The following is a 25,161-nucleotide window of genomic DNA, read 5'->3' as shown; positions in this document are numbered from 1 at the left end:
GGAAGGCGTCATAAATTACTTCGGTTCGCGCGTAGCCAGCAGCTTTGGAATTTCGCGCAGGAACCAGGCTTTCGCCTCGCCCATGCTGTCACGACGCCACGCCATGATGATATCCGTCTCGCGGTTATATTCCGCGCTGACCACCCGCAGACGCCCTTCCTCGATGTCTTTCTCGACCATCGGATAAGGCATCGTCGCCACGCCTAATCCTGCCAGCAGCGCCTTGCGTTTTTCTTCAATCGTACTCACAGTCAGGCGCTGTTGTTTATCCAGCAACTGAACGGTAAGCACCGGGCGTTCACGGGCGGTATCGGCCACGGCAATGCCGCGATATTTTACCCGGCTGACGTCGGATAACGGTTCGGCTTCCTGGTGGATCGGATGATCCGGTGCGGCCACATACACACTGACCAGTTTGTACAGCTTGCGGCTGTTAATTTCGGTAGAAGACCGGAAATGCATATCGGGCGCAATGACGATATCCGCACGCCCCTGCTCCAGACGCTCCCACGCTCCGGCCAGCACTTCGGTTATCAGCGAAACTTGCGTATTGGCTTTCAGCGCCAGCTTCTCAATCAGCGGGAATAACTGTGCGGCAGGCGATAAGGCTTCACACACGATGGTAATGTGCGTTTCCCAGCCGCGCGCTAAGGCTTCGGCATCGACGGTCAGCTTATCGGCAGCTTCCAGCAAAACCCGCCCGCGTTCGAGCAACATGCGGCCAACGTTGGTGAATTTTGTCCGATGACCTGAGCGGTCAAATAACACCACGTCCAGCTCTTCTTCCAGCTTCTGCATGGTGTAGCTCAGTGCAGACGGGACGCGGCCCAGCTCGTCGGCGGCAGCGGCAAAACTGCCCCGGCGATCAATCGCATCCATGACCCGCAAGGCTTCCAGTGTGAGTGCGCGATCCTTAGCCATTCTCTTCTCTTTCAGGAAATTTGAATATAGCGACCAGATTAACTGGCTAACAATCGCACGTCCAGACGCTTACCATTTATACATCGAAATTTTTAAGAGAGGCGACCGCCATGATCACCAGCAGAACGGCAAAAGAGTGCGGTACCGCTGACTTTGGCTGGCTCCAGGCACGGTATACATTTTCCTTTGGCCACTATTTTGACCCCAAGCTGATGGGTTATGCATCCCTGCGCGTCCTGAACCAGGAAGTGCTGGCACCGGGAGCCAGTTTCCAGCCGCGCACTTATCCGCGCGTGGATGTACTGAATCTGGTGTTACACGGTTCGGCACAATACCGCGACAGCGCAGGTAACAGCATCCGGGCGCAGGCCGGTGAAGCCGCATTATTATCAACACAGCCCAATGTCAGTTACAGCGAACTGAACACCAGCGCCAGTCAGCCGCTGACACGGATGCAGTTGTGGCTGGATGCCTGTCCCGAGCACGAAAATCCACTCACGCAGAAAATGACGCTGCCGGACACCCCGCATTTCCTGCTGGCGTCACCGGACGGGGAAAATGGCAGCCTGCAGTTGCGGCAAAACGTGTGGATCCATCATCTGGATTTAGGAGCAGGTGAGCAAATCACGCTGTCAGTACGTGGACCGCGCGCCTATTTGCAATCGATTCACGGACAGATTGATGCGCAGGGTACGGTCAGCCGTGAGCTACAAAAACTGGCCTGTGGCGATGGCGCATTCATTCATCAGGAAAACAGCCTGACCGTTTCCGCCATTACACCATTACGGGCGCTGCTGATTGATATGCCGGTATAGAACGTCCCCGAATCATTCAGATTGCAGGAAGGCGGCAAACGAATGAATCCCGATGAGCTTACTGAAGTAAGTGATTCGGGTGAGTAAGAGTAGCCAACGCATCGGCAGTTGGAATGATGACCGGAAAAGGCGAAAGCCCGCGTAGTGTTAGCTACGCGGGCTTTCTTTTGACGAGGGAGTTGACCGTTAAGTCGGCTCGTTCTAACAATACACTGGTGCAATCAAGCGCCACGTTAGTCATGTATCACGTACTGTATCCCACTTTGTATCCCGGATAAAGTCCGCCTACGCATCAACCAATCGCACCTGATTTACTCGGCGTTCTCAGTATCGAACGTCTTGCTGTACGGACAATGCTTTGACTTCGTGACGTATGTAAACGTGTAGATCGAGTTGCTGTAGATACACAATGTTTGTCCGCTCTCCGTCGTTGACTGCTCTGGTGCACTCATGGTGATCCGTCCGGCGACGGCGCTGAATGACGCCAATAAAGCGCAAAAAACCAAAGAAAACCGCTTCATTCCAATCTGCTCCTTTCAGGTAACTTTGCGCTGCTCACAATTCATACACGGAGTTTACACCTCGTTCGATCGAAAATACTGACCTTTAAGATCGAATTAATTGATCAACGTGGTTAAGATAAATCTTAGGTTTTTTATTATTTCAATTTTGTTCAAGGAGATGACTTTGAAAAAAATACTTCTGGTTGTGCTGGGATTGTTGGCGGGTAATGCGTATGCAGATGACGGTTCGCCGGAAATGAAGGCAGAGGCGAAGGCCTTAATCCAGGCGGCAGACTATCAATGTAACAAGGTGAATGGAGTCTATCCTGCCCACTTTAGCAACGCTTTTACTGTGTTCTGCGATGATGTGTATGAGTACACCATCAAGGATCGCGGCGGTCGCTGGACTGTTGAAGTCAACGATTGAGGCCCGGATATGGCAATGAAAAAATGCCGTGAATGTGGGCATAGCATTTCGAGCAGCGCGAAGGTATGCCCATCCTGCGGAGTAAAAAAACCTTATATTTCGCCGCTCAGAGGAGTCTTTTTGCTGGCAGTAATTGGATGGACTGGGTGGATCGCGTTTACTGATGATAAATCGTCAGGTAGCAATCATGCATCCACGGAAAGCGCTTCGGCCTCAATGGGAGAAATCAGGCTCAAAACCGCTGCTCCCGTAAATCTGGCTCCGGCTTCAACGGCACCTTTTACGGCTGCTCAGGTTTGTAAGGCTGCAATCAGCGGAATGTTCGGGCGTGAAGTAAATACGATCAAAACTGTAAAAGCTAATCCGGCAGGCGTGTTTAAAATCTCTTATCATCGTCCGCCTGATGGTAATCAATATTCATTCGACTGCAAGCTCTCTGGCAATAATGTGATCTGGACTGAATCAGGACAGAGTTCTGACCGATGGAACGGATCGGGGATTGTCGATTTCAATGTGGAGTTTTCCATCAAAAATGCAATATTGATGATAACAGAGGTTTACACCAGTTCCGAGGATATCGCGCACAGGTTCACCATGAAGGACTTCCGTTAAAATTGTTCTCTGGGGTAGTGGCTTACGCTACCCCATATCCCGCCCCCGGAGGGGTTCCGCCATCCCCTTTGCGTCTGTAACTGACTTACCGGGAAATATTCAGCAGGCTATTTTTCACGCTGGTGTGTTCTCACCGCTGTCTGACAATACTGGGGGGACAACGAGAATTCCTCGCTGTAATTTTCAAATATCTGGTGTTGCCTGAGTGGCAGGTAGTTCAGGTCTTAATCTATTTATATAGTATCTTAGATGTAGCCGGAGCCGAAGCTCCGACTATGTTCTGGCTGCGTTAATTAACCCGCATTGGAATCTGGGCCGGCTTCATCATTCGCCGTGCGCTCAAGAAGCTCGCGAACCCCATCTTCACCGTACTCTTTCACTAAGCGTTTGATCTCTTTCTGCGCCTGGCTTTCCTTCTTACGGCAGGCACTATCATGACGTTCTTTGAATACTACTTCTGGCTCGACTTTCAATCGTTCTTGGTCTTCTCGGGTAATGAAGAATAGTGACTGTTTAGTTCGATTGCCAACATCTGATTCTGTTTCGACACGACGACTCGATATCGGAAATGAATATTCCTTATCTAATGCGTGGATTACCGCAGAAGCACGCTTTACACCGTAATCCGCAGGGATGGTGTAGCCTGATGTTGTAATCGATTTATCATCCAAGAGTGCAGCAAGAACACACGCTTGCGTGCGATTCAGGGTTTGCACTGTTTCCAAGGCAACTGGATGGTTTTCGAAGAAGGAAGTTAGTTTTTGGCGGGCTTGATCGGGTGCGTAATCGTCAGTGACCTTACGCTGGTTAAAATCTTTCGCTGTCATAATGGTTTACTCCATTTCATAACGGATAAAACCAGAGCAGAGACGTAAGCAAGGTTTGATATAACGCAAAATCTTCTGGAAATCTGCGTCAATTAGCCGTAATGTTACGCACGGCTTAACCAGATCTGCAAATATTTGGTTGAGCCGCTTCAGTCTCTGAACTGGAGCATGAGCAGCTATCGGGTGTCGGTTCCAAGGCCATTTACCTGATAGCTGCTTTTTCGTTTCTGGGATCCATGATCACCAGAAACTTAATGCTACCACGCCCCCCTTCATTACACATCTAAATTCTACTGATTACGCCTATTTTATGCCCCACAAGGTCGTCAAATCGATTCTCCGGGGTTTTTTACTATTCTTGACATGATAGCCAGGATAACTGCGATAAACGATTACAGGTCTTTTTAGGCGGAATTTTGCTATATGTTCAAAAAACCAGTGGTTTAATTTAATAATGGGAATTAACTGCTGAATCGATGCAAGAAGGTGATTATAGGACAGCTATAACCTAACTACTGATCACATGGGGCATATAGCGGGAGGGATGTTTCCCCTGGAACTGGATTATTGATACCCCATCAAGATGCAACCGGTTGATGGAAAAATATCCTGCTTGTGATTACGCCTCTGGCTCATGGGTTGCGGTACTTAACCGATAGCCCTCTAAGAGCTGGTTCTTTTGCCATGATTCTAAAGAATCTACTTATTAATCAATTAATTGATTTATTATTACACTTATCTTTTGTTGGCCTTTCGGCACTTTTAAGATTCTATTCGAGGTAATTCCGTAGGTTTGAACAAGTCCAGCATATTCACAAGGATGGATGGTACTTTTACCATTCAAATTATGGACATCAATAGAAATTCCAATCATTATTCACACTTACTGGTAATGGCATGAGGAAGAAAGATGACCTTGTTTTCTCAAAGAATGGGAATCACCCCTTTAGTGAAAGCCATTCAACTGGAGTCGATGGATGAAGAGTTACGCAATGGACTGTGGAATGTATTGCAGGTTTGCTTCTGGGATGAAAATAATCACGAAACTAATTCTCAGTTAGATAGTGTTGCAAGAAGAATTTGGTTTACTTTTTTTAAGTTACCCCTTGATGGATGCCCACGATTTTTTTCTTACGATTACTTAGAAACCTTGACGGATGATTGTGCATTCTCAGTCTGTCGTAAGTTTTTTTTGAGCAGTTCAACAAAGTGGTGGAAAGCATATGATTTTGTAGAATTTATATTTAATGAATTCAACTTAACGGATAACGTAAGAAGTAAAGCGGACAAATTTCTTAATCATATGCTTGAACGTGAAAATTCAGCTTATAGATTTGTTGGCTCTAAATTTGTTGCTGTCAGTGATGATAATGAGATTAACGCAATAGAGACAGCCCTTGAAGAAAACGGGAACTCTGTAAAATCCCATTTCCAGAGAGCATTATCGTTGCTATCTGACCGCAGATCTCCTGATTATCGTAATTCGATTAAAGAATCCATTTCCGCAGTAGAAAGTTTATGCAACACGTTAGCTGGCACCAACACGAAAAAGTTCAGTGATGCACTAACAGAACTCGAAAAAACATGCTCTTTTCATCCCGCTTTAAAGCGCGCCTTTCTACAGTTATATGGTTATACCAGCGACAGTGGCGGTATTCGCCATGCGTTAACGGATGAGTCAGAGCCCCCCTCTTATGCAGACGCCAAGTTTATGTTGGTTACATGCAGTGCGTTTTGCAATTTCCTGAAAGCTAAATTGTCGGAATTGCCGCAGTAGACTGACACCTCCATTCTGATGCAGAACCAACATTAGCAGAGGATTATCGATTAAAAACAATAATGAGAGATTTTAAATGGAGGAAACCAGAATAGATGTACAGCAGAACATCTGATGGCAATCGAGGAAGGCCTAAATGAATTTAACGACTTCATGACCGGTATCAGCGATCGTAAACCCGTATCTGTAATTATATGCCAGTCTCAGTCATCCAACCAAGTATCGTTTGGGTATACCTAAATAGGCACTGGTTTATTGAACCAGTCAGGCCGGGAAAAACACTTATTGAACCACTCTTAATAGACTGTTATTATTGAACCACTAAAAACAGACTAATAAGGGACACCGCCATGACATCACGTGTTTATGCTTACCTCAGAGCCTCGACTAAAGAGCAGAACGCATCACGCGCCAGAGAGCAGCTTGATGAGTTCGCTCATTCTAAGGGTATGACCATCGCCACCTATTTCACAGAGAACGAGTCGGGAGCGTCTTTGCAGCGCCCTGAGTTGTTCCGGTTGCTGGATATCGCACAGAAGGATGACGTATTGCTTGTGGAGCAGGTAGACCGCCTGAGCCGCTTAAAGACGGACGACTGGCAGGTATTGCGGCAGACCATCAGCAACAAGGGGATCAGGGTTGTAGCGTTAGACTTACCTACCAGCCACCAGCTAATCCAGTCCGGCGATGAGTTTACTAACCGTATGCTGGAAGCATTGAACGGGATGATGTTGGATATGCTCGCCGCCATTGCACGTAAGGACTACACCGACCGTAAACGCCGTCAGGAGCAAGGAATCAGCAAGGCGAAGGAGGCTGGCAAATACAAAGGTCGCCCGGAAGACGCCCAGCGCAACGAGAAGATCGCCAGACTGCTGAAAGCGGGTATGTCGTACAGTGATATCATGGAAACGGTGAACTGTTCCCGTGCGACGGTTGCCAAAGTGAGCAAGAGTCTAAAAGATACCGCTATCACTGGCTAATCCGCCGTCCACAATCCAAAGCACCGACCTAAGACGGTCGGGCGTATTGAGATCCTCGCCATGTGCGGGGATTTTTATTGCCTGTTTAATGTGAGAAAACCGGCGGCGTGTGGATCGCTGTGGGCGTTGGTGCGCCTGCTGGAGACAAATTTGTCATGGGAAATGACCCAGATATTTTTCTTGTGCGTATGGATTGCCCGGTAGAGGCGAACCCGGTTAAGCAGCGGTCAGTATTTTCAACTTTGATGCAGAAAACATACGCTGCCCGTCCCCGGTAGAATATTTTCCACGCGCTTTAGCGAGGTAGGAGACACGCTCAACCAGTTCCACCAGCGATGAGTGGTCATCCCGGTTGATGGTGTATGAGCCATCACATAGGTGGGCGCGACCAGCTTGGGCTGTCAGTTCACTCCAGAACATGCTTATCAGCCCGTATACGCCCTCGTTGCCGAATCCAGCAACTCTGACCTGAAAGCGGGGCAAGGCGATCCAGCAGTGGTAATGAACCTGTTTGGCCTTCTCCAGTTCACGAACCCAGCCATATGCAAATTTCTTAATCGGCTGCCCACTCCAGCGTTTGGCGGTGAACTTGCCACGCAACCGGGTAAACAGGTCGCTGATTAGCCTGTTACTCTCTGAGACGGACATTCCTACCGGTACTGACAGGTCGAACCGGAAGGCGAATATTTTGCTGTAATGGGACTGCATCGCGCAGAGCTGGGTAATGAAGCTGTCGATTATCTCCTGACGGATCGGCGCATGGCGTTTGCTGTCAGGTTTGAAGTTCAGGCTATACGTGTTGTCGTCGAAGGTGTAGTTAGCTGAGTTAATAAGGTGGTATCTGCCATTGTCGTAATGGCTGGTTACTGCATGGTTCAATGTTCCTCCAGTTGATGGTGGGTACTACAGGTATTAATAAGAACCAGTACGGTTACTGTGTTCTTAAAGAATCTCCATGCCGCGCCACTGCTGGCGCGGAGTCGTACAAATTGCCAGATTCTTCACTCAGAAAAGTTTCGGTGAGGCTGGAACGGATTTGTACTTTTCCGGGTTGGCTTCCCTGATTTTACGAGCTGCGGCTATTGCACGTTCCAGAGCTTCTGGGTCGATATATGCGGGCGCTGGTGGCCCGCTTTTGGTCTCGCTCATACAATCGCTCCAGTCAGGAGCATATCGCGGAGGAGCTTTCGCATAGCGTCCTGTTCTGTGGCTGCGGCTTCCTCAGCAAGGCGCTGTGTCTCGTTGGCTGCGTCTTGTACCAGTTTGTCGACTTCGCGTTCCATCGCGTTTGCCAGCTCGTCGTGATATGCATCCTCAACCTGTCTTTTCAGGTCGGCAATCTCCTGCTTCACCAGCGATTCTGGTTTGCACAGCGTGATTGCCATATTCCCCGAGCTACCAGCGAGATAGACCGACTGAGGGATTCCGATGTCATATCGCCACCCTTCCAGAATCCTCTCCTGGAGTTGTTGGATAGCCAGCGGAGCGGGAGCATTTAAACGCTGTGTGGTGCTGGTAGCTGTATGCCGTTTGACGGCGGTATCAATCCGCGCTGCCAGTACGTTGGCGTCAGGTTGGAATCTTTCGGCGGCCTCGCTCAGGAATGCCTTTAGATCGCCCTCAGCGGCGCTGTGTGCTGTCTTCTTTGTCATTGTGTAATCCTCTGGAATTGGTGAGTAAGGGCCATAGCAGGCCTCTGGCGCTCTCTGGTGAGCGTCATTTTTTGCAACCGTAATATGCGGTCATCTCATCGGTGTTTGTGTGTACGGCTTATGCGTACTCTGTATAGAAGCTCTGCCCACATGCCGGACAGTGTTGTGGTGTCTCCGGGAGGAACCGGAACCAACGCGTTACATGTCCGCGTTCGAAGGTCACGCCTGCCAGACGGTTAATCTCAAGCGCGGTGAGAGTTCTATATGCCGTTGAAAGGGGAAGGTCCACGAAGCGGCTGACTGCTTCTGCTGTTACCGGCACATCTGCGATATTCAGATAGTGGAGAACGTTAATTCGCAGGGTCGTTGTACGTAGGTCAACGGAATTTAAAACTGTTGCCAGCTTAAGACGTTCGGCGTCAGTTGGAGGTGCGAAAGCGGCTGGCGGTGATGTTACATTCAAGGTGTCCTCTATTTTGTCTAATTTATTGGCCCACAATGATTTTATCACAAAAGGCACAAAATGAGAATTTTTTCATTTGCATTAATGTTGTTTTTGTGCATTAAAACACTCGCATTTATTGCCAGTTGATGGAGTCGGCGATAGGAAGCAGGTCAGTCACGGTAAAGCTGTTCAGGTGAGTATAATTTTGCGTCTGTCCTATGTTTGATAGTTCATGACCGACGAATCGCTGAACGAGCTGCGTAATATGCTTTTTACTGGCTGCTGTAATGAATGTATGCCTCAGAGAATGGATCACCCGGCGCTCTTTAAAATCGTTCAGGTACGGAATTTCCAAATCATCACGGATGCCATGAAAAACTTTGGACAGTTGGTTAGCGTAGGTGATTTCGGGGAAGATTTTTTCTTCCTTCCCCCGGCCTTCCAGAAAGGCCAGAAATCCCATACCCAAAATATGCTCGGACAAAGGCACTCGCCGGATTCCGGCATCAGTTTTGCTTTGCCCAATCATTATGTAATGGCGATTTGAATCTTCGTCTAACCGAACATCCCCAACCGTCAAAGAAATAATCTCACTCCGACGTGCGCCGGTGTAGGCCAGCAGAAGTAACGACCACTTTTTCCAGCCATCTAACGTCATAAAATGCGTCACCAACCTACTCATTTCCGTCAGGCTATAGTCGCCATAACGGGTGCTGTTCGCCTCATAACGAACATTGTTAGTCGGTGAAGCGGGAAGTACATCCTGATAACCGGTTAGGTAAGTAGAAAACAGCCCCTGACAAAGTTTCAGATAATCTTTAACTGTTTTGGACGAGATCAGGTCATCCTCGGGGATATCATCAAGCTCGATAAGCTCTCTCGCGGTTTTCCCCTTATAGGCGGTCTTGTTTTGTAGTGGTAGCCCTTCCACGACTTCAAGGAGGTTTTTGATATCACGCCGCGTAATCTTCGTTACTGACGTATCAGCCCCCAGCACTTCTTTAATGATTTCCAAATATTTTTCGTTGTTCTGACGAATCTTGGGTTTCCAGTCAGATTTAAACTTCAAGAATCCCTCTACCGCTTGCGCTAACGTCAATGCGGGCGTTTCTGGTTCACTGTACGCTGGGGCGGAAGCGGCTGGCGTAACAGGCGCGGCAACTGGTTTCATGGCGCTTAGAATCTGCCGATAGCCGGAGATATCCCTATCGAGAAAAGCGAGTTGAGCTTCCTGAGATTGATGGAGAAGGACGCTGTATTTTGACGCGGCGTCCGCGATCGGTTTCTCCATACCGGCGATGTCAAAGACCGTCGCCAAGGCTTTATTGAAGTAGGTTTCCGTCGCGGACTCGCCGCCGTTAAAGAAAGCATTCTCATAGTAGTTCTTGAAGAATGAAGCGGATCCCTGTTTCATCGGAACTGGCGTCGGCGTCGTTTCCCCTTCCAGCACCTCAAGACGTGCATCAGCCGGTATAGCCTCAACATAGTCCAAGATTTCAGCATTCATAGTTGCAACAAACAAATCAATATCTTGAGAGGTTAGCTTTTTCATTGTTCTAAGAACCCTGAGAAATTGTTCACGCCCTATCTTACCAAGTCTAAACAGCGATATGTACGGCATAAGGCGGGAAATAATAAGGCTACAGCGACGAGGGCTATCGGTTCCTATCGAACAGCGAAAAAAATGTTTATCAGGAAGGCGGAAATAGACATAGAAAATGTCGTTACGGCGGAGTGTGTGGGGGATGTTACAACCGTTGATGTATCCCATTCTGTATCCCATTTTTGCTTCTGGGCACTTGAGATACATCAACGTATTGTTTTATATAGAAGTTGGAGTTGACCGTTAAGCCGGGTTCTGTCGTGGACAGTCATTCGTCTAGGCCAGCAATCGCTCACTGGCTCAAGCAGCCTACCCGGGTTCAGTACGGGCCGTACCATGTGAACCCCTATTTGGCCTTGCTCCGGGTGGAGTTTACCATGCCACGAACTGTTGCCAGCCGCGCGGTGCGCTCTTACCGCACCCTTTCACCCTTACCTGATCCCGCTTGCGCGGGCCATCGGCGGTTTGCTCTCTGTTGCACTTGTCGTAAGCTCGCGCTTCCCAGGCGTTACCTGGCACCCTGCCCTATGGAGCCCGGACTTTCCTCCCCTCCATCTGTCTCCCCCGAAAGGGACGGCAACGAAGCGGCGACTGTCTGGTCAACTCCGCGGCGGATAATAGGGTATTACGCCCTATTTGTCACCCTCTTGCTCATCAAGCGCGTATTTATACAACGCATTCTTTTTCACGCCGTGGATTTCCGCGGCCAGCGCGGCGGCTTTTTTCAGTGGCAGTTCTTTTTGCAACAACGCCAGAGTACGCAGGGCTTCTGCCGGTAAGGCTTCGGTATCAATTTTATGGCCTTCAACAATCAGCACCATTTCACCACGCCGGCGTGTTTCCACTTCCTGCACCCAGGCCAGCAGTTCGCCCACCGGCGCGCCGTGAATATTTTCCCAGGTTTTGGTCAGCTCGCGCGCCAGCACCACATAACGTTGCGGCCCCCAAACTTCGACCATATCCTGTAAGCTGTCGATCAGGCGGTGAGTCGACTCGTAGAAAATCAGCGTGCGCGGTTCTTCGATTAACGCCTGCAACGTATCTTTACGTGATTTGGTTTTGGCCGGCAGAAATCCTTCGTAACAGAAACGGTCGGAAGGCAAACCTGCGGCACAAAGTGCGGTGATCGCCGCACAGGCACCCGGTAATGGGACCACGCGAATACCGGCCTCACGACAACGACGTACCAGGTGATAGCCGGGGTCATTGATCAGCGGCGTACCGGCATCGGATACCAGCGCGATGGTCTGTCCTTCCTGCAATTTCGCCAGTAAATGCTCGGCTTTCTGCTGTTCATTATGATCATGCAGCGGGAACATTTTGGCGGTGATCGCGAAATGGTGCAGCAGCAATCCGGTGTGGCGGGTGTCTTCTGCGGCAATCAAATCTACACTGTTCAGTACGGCCAGCGCGCGTTGGGTAATATCCCCTAAATTGCCAATTGGCGTCGGTACGATATACAGCGTTGAGGCAGAAATATCTGCTTGATCGTCTTGATTCATTGTTTCATCCGGATTGCCGATTTAATATTGAGCATCTTGAAAAAACATCACTGGAAACTGAATGCCTTCCTCAATGACCTTTCGTACCCGTTCGGGACGTTTACTCCCTGCCATTATCGTGGCTATGCTTCTTGCCAGCTGTTCCGGTCAGGCACCACAGGCACCGACAGAAAGTGTCCAGGGTGCAGCGTCCGGCAGCTCTGACTATTATCTGCAGCAGGCACAGCAAAGCGGTGATGATAACAAGGCTGACTGGCAATTGCTTGCAGTGCGTGCCCTGATACGTGAAGGCAAAGTGCCTCAGGCGGCGGAACAACTGGCCAAAGTGCCGCAAAATCTGACCGCCGCACAAACTCTCGAGCAGCAACTGACCAGCGCGGAAGTGCAGGTCGCGCAGAAAAACTATCAGGCCGCGGCCACCAGCCTGAGCCAGATAGACCCGACCAATCTGAGCAACGATCAGAAAGCGCGTTACTATCAGGCGCAAATCGATGCCAGTCAGGGACGCACCAGTCTCGGGCTGATCCGCGCATATATCGCTCAGGAGCCACTGTTGCAGGGCAAACTGCATCAGGACAACATTGACCAGACCTGGACCGCGCTGACGCAAATGTCCGCACAGGACGTCAACAGCATTGTGATTAATGCCGATGAAAATACCTTGCAGGGATGGCTGGATTTACTGAGTGTCTGGCAGAGCAACAAGCAGGATCCTGATCTGCTCAAAGCCGGAATTAAAGACTGGCAGCGCCGTTATCCGGTGAATCCGGCAGCGAAAACCCTGCCGACGCAGCTGAATAATGTGCTGAGCTTCCAGCCTGCTTCTACCGGCAGAATTGCGCTATTCCTGCCGATGAGCGGCCCGGCGCAGGTTTACGGGAATGCGATTTCGCAAGGTTTCAACGCGGCTATGAACGGTCAGCTGAGCCAGCCAGTTGCGCAAGCGGCACCTGCTGATCCGAATGCACAAACGCAGCCCCCGGCAGATCCGAACGCGGCGGTGAGTACTTCCGCTCCGGATGCCAGCCAGCCGCAAACCGATCCCGCTCAGGCACAGCCTGCGGCAGCGCCAGTGACAGCGTCTGTCGCCAGCAGCAATGCGCAGGTGAAAGTGTATGACACCAACGGTCAGCCTCTGGCTGCGCTTCTGACACAGGCTCAGCAGGACGGTGCCACGCTGGTTGTCGGCCCGCTGCTCAAAGATCAGGTCAACGAACTCTCCTCAGATCAGACTCCGCTGAATGTTTTAGCACTCAATCAGCCAGAAACTGAGAAAAACAGCCCGAATATCTGTTACTTTGCGCTCTCGCCGGAAGACGAAGCGCAAGATGCCGCGCGCCACATGTGGGCTGAACAAAAACGTATGCCGCTGTTGCTGGTGCCACGTGGCAACTTCGGTGACCGTATCGCACAGGCTTTTGCTAACGAATGGCAAAAACTGGGCGGCCAGACCGTGCTGAAACAAGGTCTCGGCTCAGCCGGTGAATTACGTTCTTCTATTGGCAGCGGTATCCGTCTGACCGGTACACCGGTTATTGCCACCGATGCTGCCGCACCGGCACAAGCGCAGGGCGTCACTATTGGTGGGATCACCATTCCGGCTCCGCCGACCGATGCGCAGATTACGCAGGGCAGCTCCGGCGGTGCAGTGGATTCCGTTTACGTTGTGGCAACGCAGAGTGAACTGACGCTGATTAAACCGATGCTGGATCTGGCCGTAAATGGTCGCGTCCATCCTTCCGTTTACGCGAGTTCCCGCAGCTATCAGGCAGGTGCTGGCCCGGACTATCGTCTGGAAATGGAAGGCGTGCAGTTCAGCGATATTCCATTGCTGGCAGGCGGTAACCCGGCTCTGATGCAGCAGGCTACTGCGAAATTCGGTAACGACTACTCGCTGGTTCGCCTGTACGCGATGGGGATTGATGCCTGGAGTCTGGCAAATCACTTCTCGCAAATGCGCACATTACCTGGCTTCCAGGTTTCCGGCAGCACCGGTGACCTGAGCGCCAATGAGAATTGCGTTATTCATCGCAAACTGCCATGGCTGCAGTACCGCCAGGGTTCACTGGTGCCGGTTTCTTCATAAGAGAAACCCGACCGCGACGCTGAGACAGAAATGCTCAGCCATGACAGGTACAAGGACGTACTGATGAACCATTTTTTATCGAAGACGCGGGCATGTGGCGATAAGTACGAAGCCTTTGCCCGTCGTTATCTTGAAAGAGCCGGGTTAATCTTCGTGGCCGCCAACGTGGCCTGCCGCGCAGGTGAAATTGACCTGATCATGCGTGACCAGCAAACCTGGGTGTTTGTAGAAGTCCGCTACCGGCGTAACGCTGATTTTGGCGGTGCGGCGGCCAGCGTGACCGTTCAAAAACAGCAGCGCCTGTTACGCGCGGCGTCTTTCTGGCTTGCAGGAAAGAATGCAAGCTTTGACACATCATCTTGCCGTTTTGATGTATTAGCCATCACCGGCAGCCAGATAGAATGGCTGCGTGATGCATTCAATGCGGAATAAATATTACGACGACTGACTGGACGAAAACCCGTGCTGGATAGAATCAAAGTCTGCTTTACAGAAAGTATCCAAACTCAGATTGCCGCGGCGGAAGCCTTGCCTGACGCGATTTCCCGCGCCGCGATGACGCTGGTGCAATCGCTGCTCAACGGCAATAAGATTCTGTGCTGCGGCAACGGCACTTCTGCGGCGAATGCTCAGCATTTTTCCGCCAGTCTGATTAATCGTTTTGAAACTGAACGTCCGAGCCTTCCTGCAATCTCACTATGTGCAGATAACATTGTGCTGACCGCGATTGCGAACGATCGCCTGCATGAAGAAATCTATGCCAAACAGGTACGCGCCTTAGGTCAGGCGGGTGATGTTCTGCTGGCTATTTCGACCCGCGGCAACAGCCGTGATATTGTCAAAGCCGTTGAAGCAGCGGTAACCCGCGATATGACGATTGTCGCTTTGACGGGTTATGACGGCGGTGAACTGGCGGGTTTACTGGGGCCTCACGATGTTGAGATTCGTATTCCCTCTCATCGCAGCGCCCGTATTCAGGAAATGCATATGCTCACAGTAAACTGCCTCTGTGACCTGATAGATAATACGCTGTTCCCACACCAGGACGATTAAGGAGATCCAATGAAGGCGAGTCCTCTCTTTGCTGTATTGTTAAGCGCCCTTCTTTTACAAGGCTGTGTTGCAGCAGCTGTGGTTGGCGTGGCCGGCGTGGCCACTAAAACGACCACTGACCCGCGTACCGTGGGTACTCAGGTTGATGACAGCACTCTGGAAGCCCGTGTTTCCAATGCGATCAGCAAAGATAAACAACTGAAAGATGAAGCCCGGATTGTGGCGACTGCCTACCAGGGTAAAGTCCTGCTGACCGGTCAGACACCCACACCTGACATGGCCGCCCGCGCCAAACAGATTGCAGTGGGTGTAGACGGTGCGACAGAAGTTTATAACGAAATCCGTACAGGCAAGCCCGTCAGCATGGGCACCGCGTCAACGGATACATGGATCACTACCAAAGTCCGCTCTCAGTTACTGACCAGCGATTCGGTGAAATCCTCTAACGTGAAAGTCACCACTGAAAACGGTGAAGTCTTCCTGCTGGGTCTGGTTACTCAGGAAGAAGGTAAATCGGCGGCTGGCGTTGCGGCTGGCGTCAGCGGCGTTAAACACGTCACAACGGCGTTCACTTACGTTAAATAATTAAGATTCAGCCAGCTACAACGAAAAAGGACAGCTCACGGGCTGTCCTTTTTTATTTCGCAAAAACGTCAGCCGTTAATGCAGTTTATGTTCCTGCAGGAAAGTCTCGCCGCCAAGCTGACTCATCTGGCGAAGTATCCATTGCTGGCGACGCAGTACATAAGCGGAAGGGGCATTTACCTTGAACAGATGCGGATTAGGCAATACCGCTGCCAGCAATGCCGCCTGAGAAGCCGTCAGGCGACTGGCCGGTTTGTGGAAGAAATGCTGTGAAGCCTGTTCCACACCAAATACACCGTCACCAAACTCCACGATATTCAGATATACCGTCAGAATGCGGCGTTTGGTCCAAACCGTTTCGATTCCGACGGTCAGACCCGCTTCCAGCCCTTTTCTCACCCAGCTGCGCCCGTCCCAAAGGAACAGATTCTTGGCAGTTTGCTGAGATAATGTCGAGGCACCGCGCATCTTGCCGCCATCTTTATCCAGAACGGACTGGATTGCATCCACATCGAAACCCCAATGCTCCGGGAATTTCTGATCTTCAGCGGCCATTACCGCGAGCGCCATTGGTGAGGAAATTTCACTCATCGGGACCCAGTCTGAATGTGCGACATAGCCAAAATCACCGGTCAGCCAGGCTGAAACCTGCCGTTCCACCATGACTGCGGAGAAAGGTACCGGTAGAAATGAAAAAAGAAGAATGCCCGCTACCCATAAGCAGAGTAACAGTATCAGCGCACGTTTCAGCCACATTACTGGCTTGTGCAGGAGACCCTTTCGAGTAATTTTATTCATTTAGCGTTTTCCACAACACATCCGACCATCTAATCAATCTCAATAATAACCTGCAAGATCAGGCTAGCGAAATGTACAGCAACACTGCTAACAATTGAGCAATATGAATGAAACTTTTGCTTACATTCAGAGCGGAAAAATCCTATTTACCCACTATCATCAAGGAGTTCCGGCAAACGACCTGAAATTCTAACTTTTTTCATGTCGGTGAGTTTTTAAGCGAAAAGGTAAAATACTTGTGAATAAACCCACATTCAATACGTAAGAGATATTTATGAATTCCGCTTGCAAAAGTGAATAAATTCTCATCGATTATTCCGTTGCAAGCGACCTCCTAAGTCAAATCCTGCGCCTGTAATCCATAAAAAATCAGCCGCGTGTGCATCTTTTTGTCAGACAAAAAGCGCACTCACCTAAGTGAAATTTTTTCATTTAAAATAAATTTTAGCGTTCTTTTAGCCCCTGAAAGGCCATTTTGCTAAAAATCATGCATAAACGATGAATTACAGTAACTTGCCAGTGATTTTGCATTTTATAGAACCGGTTTCATAGCCGCAGGTGTGACAAAACTACTGGCTAAACAGCCGATGATTGTTCACTTCTATAAGCAAAACTGCATGTCGCCAATACAACATCAACATGCTTCATTTGTATTCTGTCAAAAATCCTGCGATAAAGGCTTGATGTTTTGTATAGACAAAGACTAATCTACATCACAGTTTTTAATGAATGTTGTAACAGTTCTGCTTATATTTGTTATGTTGATTGCTACAGGATGTATTAGACTTTAAGACTGAATTCCAAGACCTGCGAAATCCGAACCCTAAAAACTATCGTGGGTTACCTCTTTCCCTGGTGTTGGCGCAGTATTCGCGCACCCCGGCCTCGGCTGGGGTTATTTTTTTTCAGCGTTTGCCGTCCAGTCGCGTAAAACTTTGATGTCATTACGCCATTCGGCCTTCAGCTCATCAATCCATTCCTGAACGTTGTCCCACCATGCCGGCAGTGTCGGGGTCTGGATCTGTTGCGCCAGTTGCTGCAAATGCTTCAGCCCGACGGAACCTGCAGCGCCTTTGATTTTGTGCCCTTCTTCTGCAATGCCTTTTTGGTCACGCGCCGTCATATTCGAATCAAGCACCGCCAGATAACCCGGCATCATCTTTTCAAACATGTCTGCACTCTGATAAATCAGTTTCGCGCCAACCAGATCGATGTACTGCTCAAGCATGGCGGTATCAAGCAACGATTCACTGTCTTTCATCACTACAGGCTCCTTTTCAGAAACGGAAACTTCAGGCTGATGATCCCAGAACTGCTGGATCATCGCAGTCAGCGCGGAAACGGACAGCGGCTTGCTCAGCACGTCGTCCATTCCCGCATCAAGATATTCTTTTTTGTCTTTCAGCACGTTGGCCGTCAGGGCAATCAGCGGCGGCAGGTGCTTACCGGCGTAATCCGTGCGTAACTTGCGGGCGATATCCAGACCGGTCATGTCCGGCAACTGGATATCCAGCAACACCAGATCAAACTCGTCAGGATCAAACATCTCCAGTGCGTCATGACCGTTCATGGCCACTTCGACGCTGTTGCCCAGTTTCTCCAGTACCGAGCGTGCCACGATGACGTTCAGCTCGATATCTTCCACCAGCAGCACATGCAGCGCAGGCAGTGGCATTTCTTCTTCTTCGTCCACCTGTTCGTCAGGCGCATCCAGCTTAGGCGCACGCACGGTGAGCGTGAAGCAGGAACCCTGCCCCGGCACGCTGCTGACAGTAATGTCGCCGCCCATCGTCTGTGCCAGACGTTTTGATACCGCCAGACCAATACCCGTACCGGTCGCGGGTTTTCCGCCATTCTGGTCTTTCACCTGATAGTACATGGCGAAGATTTTGTCCTGCTCGTCCTGCGGGATCCCCATTCCGGAATCGCACACCACAAAACGCAGCATATCGTTCGGCTCGTAATGCACACTCAGGACAATTTCGCCTTCACGGGTGAATTTGACGGCATTGCCGATCAGATTCCACAGGATCTGGCGCAAGCGCGTGCCGTCGGTGGTGATGCTGCGCGGCAGCGGCAGATCCGGTTCCATCACGAATTTCAGCCCTTTCGGCTGTGCCAACAGGCCGGAGAGGTTTTCCAGGTCTGACAGGAATTCAGTGAAATCGACCGGCTGATTATCAAGCTGCACTTTGCGGCGCTCGATTTTGTCCATTTCGATAATGTCGTTAAAGATATTGCCGAGCGTGATCGCGCTGACGTGAATGGTTTTCAGATAGCTATGCTGTTCTTTATCCAGCTCAGTATCGAGCAGAATACGGCTCAGCCCGACAATGCCGTTAAGCGGCGTGCGCAGCTCATGGCTGATGGTGGAGATAAAGGTGGTTTTCTCCCGGCTGGCATTCTCTAACGCGTCCTGATAACGCTTACGCTCGGTAATATCGCGCCCGAAGCCCATCAGACCATGTCGTTTACCAATCCGGTCATAGAACGGCACTTTACGCAGTTCAAAGCAGGCTTTGCGCCCGTCCGGGTATACCAACCATTGTTCGTAAGTCAGGGAAACGTTATGGCGGAATACTTTCTCGTCGGTTTCAACCACTTTCTCGGCGATGTCCGGGGTATAAACATCGTCAGGTGTCAGGCCGATCAGTTGTTTTTCACTTTTGCCGGTCAGCAATTCCATCGCGCGGTTACAGCCGGAGAACTCTTTGTCTTCGTTACGGTAATAGACCAAGTCCGGAGAGGCATCGAGGAAAGAGCGTAATAATGCAGATTGCTGGCTCAGTTCGATCTGCGCCTGTTCGCGGTGCTGCATTTCCAGTTTCAGTTTATCGACCACGGCCAGACGCGCTTCTTCCGCTTTCACACGATCGGCGATTTCCTGATTCAGCTGCGTAATGTTGTCTTTGAGTTGCTGATTCAGTTCGAGGTCGCGATGGCGCATTTCTTCCAGCTTATCGACGAGGCGCGCTAACCGCTGGCGCGACTCTTCGAGCTGCTCGACCACCACCGACAGGAAGTACACCGCCCAGGGCGTAATCAGCAAACCAAAGAAGATGGAACGAACGACATCGATACTTTCAACCTGCCCGCGCAGGAGCATGGTGACTGCCATCTGGACGATCATGGCCAGCACCACCAGCGCAGACGCCAGCAGCAGTGAGAATCTCACTAAGCCCAGCTTGACCATCAGATCGACATAATACTGCGCTAAAACCCGGATTTGCTTCATAACGGTTCCCTTAAAATGAAGACGCCTGAATCATACCGCAAAACCTCTCCTGCGTGATGGCGGGGTCATCATTGAGCATGAAGTTTGTGAGATGCACCGTACAAGGGCTGGTCATGGTGCAATGCAGGAAATAAGGGCAGAGTTATTGACTATTTTGCAGGGTGCTATTATTAATATCGGCCGGCTTTATCAGGCTGATAAAGTTGCCAAATGCCCTGTGGCTAACATCTTTTCCTTTACTCCTCCGAATTTTTTCCCTCTCGGCGCCTTTCGCGCAGGCATAACTATTCATTATTACTGCAAATAAAGTCATTCGCAGCAATATGAATAATTCTTATTACAAAGACCGCTCAGACACATTATTACTATCAGGTTAAAAACAGTGACAAACCGCATGCCCGCAGAGTTTTCCAGTATAAAATACTGGTAAATAAGCACCTGCCAGCACGGTGCGGAGATCTGAAGCTTTTCCTATAGTGAGTCAGCTCACACTTTGGACGCTTTACCACACCGATATTATGCCATTAAAAACGCCAGTTAATTTATACATATCAATTGGTTAAACTCTTTTATATCACTTTTAATATAAGTTAATCCGCCATTTGACCTGATGGTGCTTTCTCGCTAAGTTGGGAGTCCGCTGGAAGCAATCTCGACGAGTGAGCAACTCGTCATATTTATGCAGTAATTGAAGACTCCCTCATTAAAACAAGTCAACCACCACTTGTGAGAACCATCACGAGAGGCCTTTGACGGAGATGTTCGGGCAATCAACGCACCGCAAGAGTGCGCGAAATTGCGGACAAACTCTGTGAATAAGACCGCTCGCGATTGGTGTGAGAGTCTCGCAGAGCCTGGGGAGGTTCACGTTATGTTGTACGATAAATCCCAAGAGAGGGACAACTGTGGTTTCGGCCTGATCGCCCATATAGAAGGCGAACCTAGCCATAAGGTCGTGCGTACGGCAATTCACGCACTGGCCCGTATGCAACACCGTGGCGCGATCCTTGCTGACGGCAAGACCGGCGACGGCTGTGGCCTTCATCTGCAAAAACCTGACCGCTTCTTCCGCATGATTGCCGAAGAACGTGGCTGGCGCCTGGCGAAAAACTACGCCGTGGGCATGCTGTTCCTCAGCAAAGATGAAAAAGAAGCTGAAGCGAGCCGCCGTATTGTAGAAGAAGAATTGCAAAACGAGACGCTGTCCGTGGTGGGCTGGCGTGACGTCCCGACCAATCCGGACGTACTCGGTGAAATCGCGCTTTCCTCCCTGCCTCGTATCGAACAAATTTTTGTCAACGCGCCTGCCGGATGGCGTCCGCGTGATATGGAGCGCCGCCTGTATATGGCGCGCCGCCGCATTGAGAAACGCATTCAGGATAAAGATTTCTATGTGTGCAGCTTCTCCAACGTGGTCACGATCTATAAAGGCCTGTGTATGCCTGCGGATCTGCCACGCTTCTATTTAGACCTGGCCGACCTGCGTCTGGAATCAGCAATCTGCCTGTTCCACCAGCGTTTCTCTACCAACACCGTTCCGCGCTGGCAACTGGCTCAGCCTTTCCGCTATCTGGCGCACAACGGCGAAATCAACACCATCACCGGTAACCGCCAGTGGGCGCGTGCCCGTGCGTATAAATTCAAAACGCCGCTGATCCCTGACCTGCAAGACGCTTCGCCTTTCGTGAACGAAACCGGCTCTGACTCCAGTTCGCTGGATAACATGCTAGAACTGTTCCTGGCAGGCGGGATGGATTTGCTGCGCGCCATGCGTTTGCTGGTTCCACCAGCCTGGCAGCAGAACCCGGATATGGACGACGACCTGCGCGCGTTCTTCGATTTCAACTCCATGCACATGGAGCCGTGGGACGGTCCGGCCGGTATCGTGATGTCAGACGGCCGTTATGCCGCCTGTAACCTCGACCGTAATGGTCTGCGCCCTGCGCGTTATGTCATCACCAAAGATAAGCTGATCACCTGCGCATCTGAAGTTGGGATCTGGGATTATCAGCCGGACGAAGTGGTCGAAAAAGGCCGCGTCGGACCGGGCGAACTAATGGTCATCGACACCCGCAGCGGCAAGATCCACCACTCAGCGGAAACCGACAACGACCTGAAAGGCCGCCATCCCTATAAACAATGGATGGAGAAAAACGTTCAGCGTCTGGTGCCGTTCGAAGACCTGCCGGAAGATCAGGTCGGCAGCCGCCAGATGGAAGACACCTTACTGGAAACTTACCAGAAACAGTTCGGCTACAGCAGCGAAGAACTCGATCAGATCATCCGCGTACTGGGTGAGAACGGTCAGGAAGCCGTCGGCTCGATGGGCGATGACACGCCATTCGCCGTGCTTTCCAGCCGTCCGCGTATTGTTTATGACTACTTCCGCCAGCAGTTTGCGCAGGTCACCAACCCGCCAATCGATCCGCTGCGTGAAGCTCACGTGATGTCTCTGGCGACCAGCATTGGCCGCGAGATGAACGTGTTCTGCGAAGCCGAAGGCCAGGCGCACCGTCTGAGCTTCAAATCGCCAATCCTGCTGTGGTCTGACTTTAAACAGCTCACCACGCTCGACAGCAAACACTATCGCGCTGAAACGCTGGATCTGACTTATGATCCTGCCGAACAAAATATGGAGCAGTTCGTCCAGAAACTCTGTGACGAAGGCGAACAGAAAGTGCGTAACGGTGCGGTTCTGCTGGTGCTGTCTGACCGCAATATCGCCCCGAACCGCCTGCCGCTGCCTGCACCTATGGCCGTCGGCGCGCTGCAACTGCGTCTGGTCGAGAAAAGCCTGCGTTGCGATGCCAACATCATTGTTGAAACCGCCAGCGCCCGCGACCCGCACCATTTCGCCGTACTGATTGGTTTCGGCGCCACTGCGGTTTACCCGTATCTGGCCTACGAAACGCTGGCCAAACTGGTCGACACTCAGGTTATCGAGAAGAAATACCGTGAAGTGATGCTGAACTACCGTAACGGCATCAACAAAGGCCTGTACAAGATCATGTCCAAAATGGGCATCTCAACGGTCGCTTCTTACCGCTGCTCCAAACTGTTTGAAGCGGTCGGTCTGGCGAAGGATTTGTGCAACACCTGCTTCAACGGCGTGGTCAGCCGTATCGGCGGTGCCGGTTACAGCGATTTCGAACAGGATTTGCTGAACCTGTCTAAACGCGCGTGGCTGAAACGCAAAACGCTGGATCAGGGCGGCCTGCTGAAATTTGTCCACGGTGGTGAATATCACTCTTATAACCCGGACGTGGTCACGACGCTGCAAACTGCGGTGAACAGCGGCGATTACGACGATTATAAAGTTTACGCCAAGCTGGTGAACGAACGTCCGGTCGCCACACTGCGCGACTTGCTGAAAGTGACACCTAAAGGTCAGCCGATCCCTGTTGATCAGGTTGAACCGGCAGAAGGTTTGTTTACCCGCTTCGATACCGCAGCAATGTCTATCGGCGCGTTAAGCCCGGAAGCACACGAATCTCTGGCCGAAGCGATGAACAGCATCGGCGGGCGTTCTAACTCCGGTGAAGGCGGCGAAGACCCTGCACGTTACGGCACCAATAAAGTGTCCCGTATCAAACAGGTCGCTTCCGGTCGTTTCGGTGTCACACCAGCGTATCTGGTCAATGCGGATGTTATTCAGATCAAAGTCGCACAGGGCGCGAAACCTGGCGAAGGCGGTCAGTTGCCGGGTGACAAAGTGACGCCGTACATCGCGAAACTGCGTTATTCCGTGCCGGGTGTCACCCTGATTTCTCCACCGCCGCACCACGATATTTATTCTATCGAAGATCTGGCGCAGCTGATTTTCGACCTGAAACAGGTCAACCCGAAAGCAATGATTTCGGTGAAACTGGTTTCTGAACCAGGCGTCGGCACGATTGCCGTCGGTGTCGCGAAAGCCTATGCGGATCTCATCACTATCGCGGGCTACGATGGCGGCACCGGCGCAAGCCCGCTGTCCTCAGTGAAATACGCAGGTTGTCCGTGGGAACTGGGTCTGGTGGAAACACAACAGGCACTGGTCGCCAACGGCCTGCGTCACAAAATACGTCTGCAGGTGGATGGCGGCCTGAAAACCGGTCTCGACATCATCAAGGCCGCGATTCTGGGCGCAGAAAGTTTCGGTTTCGGTACCGGTCCGATGGTCGCACTGGGCTGTAAATACCTGCGTATTTGTCACCTGAACAACTGTGCAACGGGCGTGGCAACTCAGGACGACAAACTGCGTCGCAACCATTATCACGGCCTGCCAGAGCGTGTGGTGAACTACTTCAAGTTCATCACGCAGGAAACCCGCGAAATCATGGCCGAACTGGGTGTCAGCCAACTGGTGGATCTGATTGGTCGCACCGATCTGCTGACTGAGCTGGAAGGTTTCACTGCCAAGCAAAACAATCTCGACCTCTCTGCGATGCTGGCGACCGCCACACCGCATGAAGGCAAAGCGGTGTACTGCACCGAAAGCAACCCGGCGTTTGATAAGGGTCAGCTGAACAAAGACATTCTGGAACAGGCAGCGCCGCACATCGATTCCAAGCAGAGCAAAGCGTTCTACTTTGATATCCGCAACACTGACCGTTCCGTCGGCGCCATGTTGTCCGGTGCGATTGCAGAGAAACATGGCGATCAGGGCATGGCGGCGGATCCGGTGCGTATTAACTTCAACGGTACCGCAGGCCAGAGCTTCGGCGTCTGGAACGCAGGCGGCGTTGATTTAATGCTGACCGGCGACGCGAACGACTACGTGGGCAAAGGTATGGCCGGTGGCCGTATTGCTATCCGCCCGCCAATCGGCTCAGCGTTCCGCAGCCACGAAGCCAGCATCATCGGTAACACCTGCCTGTACGGCGCGACTGGCGGCAAATTGTTTGCAGCGGGTCGTGCGGGTGAACGTTTCGCGGTGCGTAACTCCGGTGCCATCACCGTAGTCGAAGGCATCGGCGATAACGGCTGTGAATACATGACCGGCGGCATTGTTTGTGTGCTGGGCCGTACCGGCGTCAACTTCGGCGCAGGCATGACCGGGGGCTTCGCCTACGTTCTTGATGAAGATGGCGAATTCCGCAAACGTGTTAACCCGGAACTGGTTGAAGTCCTGGAAGTGGCCGACCTGGCTATCCATGAAGAGCATCTGCGCGGTTTGATCATCGAACACGTCCAGTTGACCGCATCGACCCGTGGTGAAGAGATTTTGGCGAACTGGCCGGAATGGGCGCCTAAATTTGCCCTGGTAAAACCGAAGTCCAGTGATGTCAAAGCATTGTTGGGTCACCGTAGTCGTTCCGCAGCAGAGCTGCGGGTTCAAGCGCAGTAAGAGGTTAA

20 protein-coding genes and 1 other RNA gene are annotated in these 25,161 nt (G+C 51.2%); 10 read left to right on the top strand and 11 right to left on the bottom strand.

Annotation, left to right across the window (positions count from 1 at the left end; all coding sequences use genetic code 11):
- Nucleotides 1–15: 15 nt before the first annotated feature.
- Nucleotides 16–921: a LysR family transcriptional regulator gene (locus tag D6C13_RS04485; protein ID WP_120131622.1), complete on the bottom strand. Its 906-nt coding sequence runs from the start codon at nucleotides 919–921 to the stop codon at nucleotides 16–18.
- Between the two features lie 110 nt (nucleotides 922–1,031).
- Between D6C13_RS04485 and D6C13_RS04475 the strand changes: the two genes are divergently transcribed.
- On the top strand, nucleotides 1,032–1,736 hold the full coding sequence (locus D6C13_RS04475; protein ID WP_120131620.1) for a pirin family protein: 705 nt from the start codon (nucleotides 1,032–1,034) through the stop codon (nucleotides 1,734–1,736).
- Between the two features lie 311 nt (nucleotides 1,737–2,047).
- Here D6C13_RS04475 and D6C13_RS25860 read toward each other — a convergent pair whose 3' ends face one another.
- Complete coding sequence (locus D6C13_RS25860; RefSeq protein ID WP_120131619.1) at nucleotides 2,048–2,257, bottom strand: hypothetical protein; 210 nt, start codon at nucleotides 2,255–2,257, stop codon at nucleotides 2,048–2,050.
- Nucleotides 2,258–2,423: 166 nt separating this feature from the next.
- On the opposite strand from D6C13_RS25860, the gene D6C13_RS04460 reads away from it, so the two are divergent.
- Entirely contained in the window at nucleotides 2,424–2,666 is a 243-nt protein-coding gene (locus tag D6C13_RS04460) for a hypothetical protein (protein ID WP_120131673.1), read from the top strand.
- Between the two features lie 9 nt (nucleotides 2,667–2,675).
- The gene (locus D6C13_RS04455) at nucleotides 2,676–3,278 is read left to right on the top strand and encodes a zinc ribbon domain-containing protein (RefSeq protein ID WP_244212631.1); all 603 of its coding nucleotides are present in this window, start codon (nucleotides 2,676–2,678) and stop codon (nucleotides 3,276–3,278) included.
- A 293-nt stretch (nucleotides 3,279–3,571) separates the two neighbouring features.
- Here the strand turns inward: D6C13_RS04455 and D6C13_RS04450 are convergent, their stop codons facing one another.
- Complete coding sequence (locus D6C13_RS04450) at nucleotides 3,572–4,105, bottom strand: hypothetical protein (protein WP_120131618.1); 534 nt, start codon at nucleotides 4,103–4,105, stop codon at nucleotides 3,572–3,574.
- Nucleotides 4,106–5,015: 910 nt separating this feature from the next.
- Here D6C13_RS04450 and D6C13_RS04445 point away from each other — a divergent pair.
- Nucleotides 5,016–5,882 carry an AbiJ-NTD4 domain-containing protein gene (locus tag D6C13_RS04445; protein WP_120131617.1) on the top strand — a complete coding sequence of 289 codons (867 nt, stop codon included), beginning with the start codon at nucleotides 5,016–5,018 and terminating at the stop codon, nucleotides 5,880–5,882.
- 350 nt (nucleotides 5,883–6,232) lie between these two features.
- Nucleotides 6,233–6,865 carry a recombinase family protein gene (locus tag D6C13_RS04440; RefSeq protein ID WP_120131616.1) on the top strand — a complete coding sequence of 211 codons (633 nt, stop codon included), beginning with the start codon at nucleotides 6,233–6,235 and terminating at the stop codon, nucleotides 6,863–6,865.
- Nucleotides 6,866–7,081: 216 nt separating this feature from the next.
- On the opposite strand, the gene D6C13_RS04435 is transcribed toward D6C13_RS04440, so the two are convergent.
- The 6 genes from D6C13_RS04435 to rsmI form a co-directional block, all read right to left on the bottom strand.
- Nucleotides 7,082–7,744, bottom strand: coding sequence for a YagK/YfjJ domain-containing protein (locus D6C13_RS04435; RefSeq protein WP_120131615.1), 663 nt, complete (start codon nucleotides 7,742–7,744; stop codon nucleotides 7,082–7,084).
- 126 nt (nucleotides 7,745–7,870) lie between these two features.
- A complete protein-coding gene (locus tag D6C13_RS25580; RefSeq protein WP_167457983.1) occupies nucleotides 7,871–8,014 on the bottom strand; it encodes a hypothetical protein in 144 nt (47 codons plus the stop codon).
- Nucleotides 8,011–8,517, bottom strand: a complete 507-nt coding sequence (locus D6C13_RS04430) for a hypothetical protein (protein ID WP_120131614.1) — start codon at nucleotides 8,515–8,517, stop codon at nucleotides 8,011–8,013. Before D6C13_RS04430 ends, D6C13_RS25580 begins: the two co-directional genes overlap by 4 nt.
- A gap of 578 nt (nucleotides 8,518–9,095) precedes the next feature.
- Nucleotides 9,096–10,514 (bottom strand): tyrosine-type recombinase/integrase, encoded by a 1,419-nt coding sequence (locus D6C13_RS04425; RefSeq protein WP_120131613.1) that lies wholly within the window; start codon nucleotides 10,512–10,514, stop codon nucleotides 9,096–9,098.
- A gap of 279 nt (nucleotides 10,515–10,793) precedes the next feature.
- An RNA gene (gene rnpB / locus D6C13_RS04420) (RNase P RNA component class A) lies at nucleotides 10,794–11,172 on the bottom strand.
- Between the two features lie 25 nt (nucleotides 11,173–11,197).
- Nucleotides 11,198–12,067: a 16S rRNA (cytidine(1402)-2'-O)-methyltransferase gene (gene rsmI / locus D6C13_RS04415; RefSeq protein WP_120131612.1), complete on the bottom strand. Its 870-nt coding sequence runs from the start codon at nucleotides 12,065–12,067 to the stop codon at nucleotides 11,198–11,200.
- Between the two features lie 61 nt (nucleotides 12,068–12,128).
- On the opposite strand from rsmI, the gene D6C13_RS04410 reads away from it, so the two are divergent.
- From D6C13_RS04410 to dolP, 4 genes are all read left to right on the top strand, one after another.
- Nucleotides 12,129–14,153, top strand: a complete 2,025-nt coding sequence (locus tag D6C13_RS04410; RefSeq protein ID WP_120131611.1) for a penicillin-binding protein activator — start codon at nucleotides 12,129–12,131, stop codon at nucleotides 14,151–14,153.
- A gap of 63 nt (nucleotides 14,154–14,216) precedes the next feature.
- Nucleotides 14,217–14,585: a YraN family protein gene (locus tag D6C13_RS04405; protein ID WP_120131610.1), complete on the top strand. Its 369-nt coding sequence runs from the start codon at nucleotides 14,217–14,219 to the stop codon at nucleotides 14,583–14,585.
- Between the two features lie 30 nt (nucleotides 14,586–14,615).
- Nucleotides 14,616–15,206 (top strand): DnaA initiator-associating protein DiaA, encoded by a 591-nt coding sequence (gene diaA, locus D6C13_RS04400; protein ID WP_013577230.1) that lies wholly within the window; start codon nucleotides 14,616–14,618, stop codon nucleotides 15,204–15,206.
- A gap of 9 nt (nucleotides 15,207–15,215) precedes the next feature.
- Complete coding sequence (gene dolP / locus D6C13_RS04395) at nucleotides 15,216–15,791, top strand: division/outer membrane stress-associated lipid-binding lipoprotein (RefSeq protein WP_120131609.1); 576 nt, start codon at nucleotides 15,216–15,218, stop codon at nucleotides 15,789–15,791.
- Nucleotides 15,792–15,866: 75 nt separating this feature from the next.
- Here dolP and mtgA read toward each other — a convergent pair whose 3' ends face one another.
- Nucleotides 15,867–16,589 (bottom strand): monofunctional biosynthetic peptidoglycan transglycosylase, encoded by a 723-nt coding sequence (gene mtgA / locus D6C13_RS04390; RefSeq protein WP_120131608.1) that lies wholly within the window; start codon nucleotides 16,587–16,589, stop codon nucleotides 15,867–15,869.
- A gap of 895 nt (nucleotides 16,590–17,484) precedes the next feature.
- A complete protein-coding gene (gene arcB / locus D6C13_RS04385; RefSeq protein WP_120131607.1) occupies nucleotides 17,485–19,824 on the bottom strand; it encodes an aerobic respiration two-component sensor histidine kinase ArcB in 2,340 nt (779 codons plus the stop codon).
- Nucleotides 19,825–20,695: 871 nt separating this feature from the next.
- On the opposite strand from arcB, the gene gltB reads away from it, so the two are divergent.
- Nucleotides 20,696–25,153, top strand: coding sequence for a glutamate synthase large subunit (gene gltB, locus D6C13_RS04380; RefSeq protein WP_120131606.1), 4,458 nt, complete (start codon nucleotides 20,696–20,698; stop codon nucleotides 25,151–25,153).
- Nucleotides 25,154–25,161 lie beyond the last annotated feature (8 nt).

Source organism: Rahnella woolbedingensis (assembly GCF_003602095.1).
In the GTDB taxonomy this organism is placed as follows: domain Bacteria; phylum Pseudomonadota; class Gammaproteobacteria; order Enterobacterales; family Enterobacteriaceae; genus Rahnella; species Rahnella woolbedingensis.
This window is presented reverse-complemented; position numbering and strand designations above follow the sequence as displayed.

What these genes read in the sequence shown, in the direction of transcription:
- D6C13_RS04485 (WP_120131622.1), bottom strand. Translation starts at nt 921, where the DNA reads ATGGCTAAGGATCGCGCACTCACACTGGAAGCCTTGCGGGTCATGGAT.
- D6C13_RS04475 (WP_120131620.1), top strand. Translation starts at nt 1,032, where the DNA reads ATGATCACCAGCAGAACGGCAAAAGAGTGCGGTACCGCTGACTTTGGC.
- D6C13_RS25860 (WP_120131619.1), bottom strand. Translation starts at nt 2,257, where the DNA reads ATGAAGCGGTTTTCTTTGGTTTTTTGCGCTTTATTGGCGTCATTCAGC.
- D6C13_RS04455 (WP_244212631.1), top strand. Translation starts at nt 2,676, where the DNA reads ATGGCAATGAAAAAATGCCGTGAATGTGGGCATAGCATTTCGAGCAGC.
- D6C13_RS04450 (WP_120131618.1), bottom strand. Translation starts at nt 4,105, where the DNA reads ATGACAGCGAAAGATTTTAACCAGCGTAAGGTCACTGACGATTACGCA.
- D6C13_RS04445 (WP_120131617.1), top strand. Translation starts at nt 5,016, where the DNA reads ATGACCTTGTTTTCTCAAAGAATGGGAATCACCCCTTTAGTGAAAGCC.
- D6C13_RS04440 (WP_120131616.1), top strand. Translation starts at nt 6,233, where the DNA reads ATGACATCACGTGTTTATGCTTACCTCAGAGCCTCGACTAAAGAGCAG.
- D6C13_RS25580 (WP_167457983.1), bottom strand. Translation starts at nt 8,014, where the DNA reads ATGAGCGAGACCAAAAGCGGGCCACCAGCGCCCGCATATATCGACCCA.
- D6C13_RS04430 (WP_120131614.1), bottom strand. Translation starts at nt 8,517, where the DNA reads ATGACAAAGAAGACAGCACACAGCGCCGCTGAGGGCGATCTAAAGGCA.
- D6C13_RS04425 (WP_120131613.1), bottom strand. Translation starts at nt 10,514, where the DNA reads ATGAAAAAGCTAACCTCTCAAGATATTGATTTGTTTGTTGCAACTATG.
- rsmI (WP_120131612.1), bottom strand. Translation starts at nt 12,067, where the DNA reads ATGAATCAAGACGATCAAGCAGATATTTCTGCCTCAACGCTGTATATC.
- D6C13_RS04410 (WP_120131611.1), top strand. Translation starts at nt 12,129, where the DNA reads ATGCCTTCCTCAATGACCTTTCGTACCCGTTCGGGACGTTTACTCCCT.
- D6C13_RS04405 (WP_120131610.1), top strand. Translation starts at nt 14,217, where the DNA reads ATGAACCATTTTTTATCGAAGACGCGGGCATGTGGCGATAAGTACGAA.
- dolP (WP_120131609.1), top strand. Translation starts at nt 15,216, where the DNA reads ATGAAGGCGAGTCCTCTCTTTGCTGTATTGTTAAGCGCCCTTCTTTTA.
- mtgA (WP_120131608.1), bottom strand. Translation starts at nt 16,589, where the DNA reads ATGAATAAAATTACTCGAAAGGGTCTCCTGCACAAGCCAGTAATGTGG.
- arcB (WP_120131607.1), bottom strand. Translation starts at nt 19,824, where the DNA reads ATGAAGCAAATCCGGGTTTTAGCGCAGTATTATGTCGATCTGATGGTC.
- gltB (WP_120131606.1), top strand. Translation starts at nt 20,696, where the DNA reads ATGTTGTACGATAAATCCCAAGAGAGGGACAACTGTGGTTTCGGCCTG.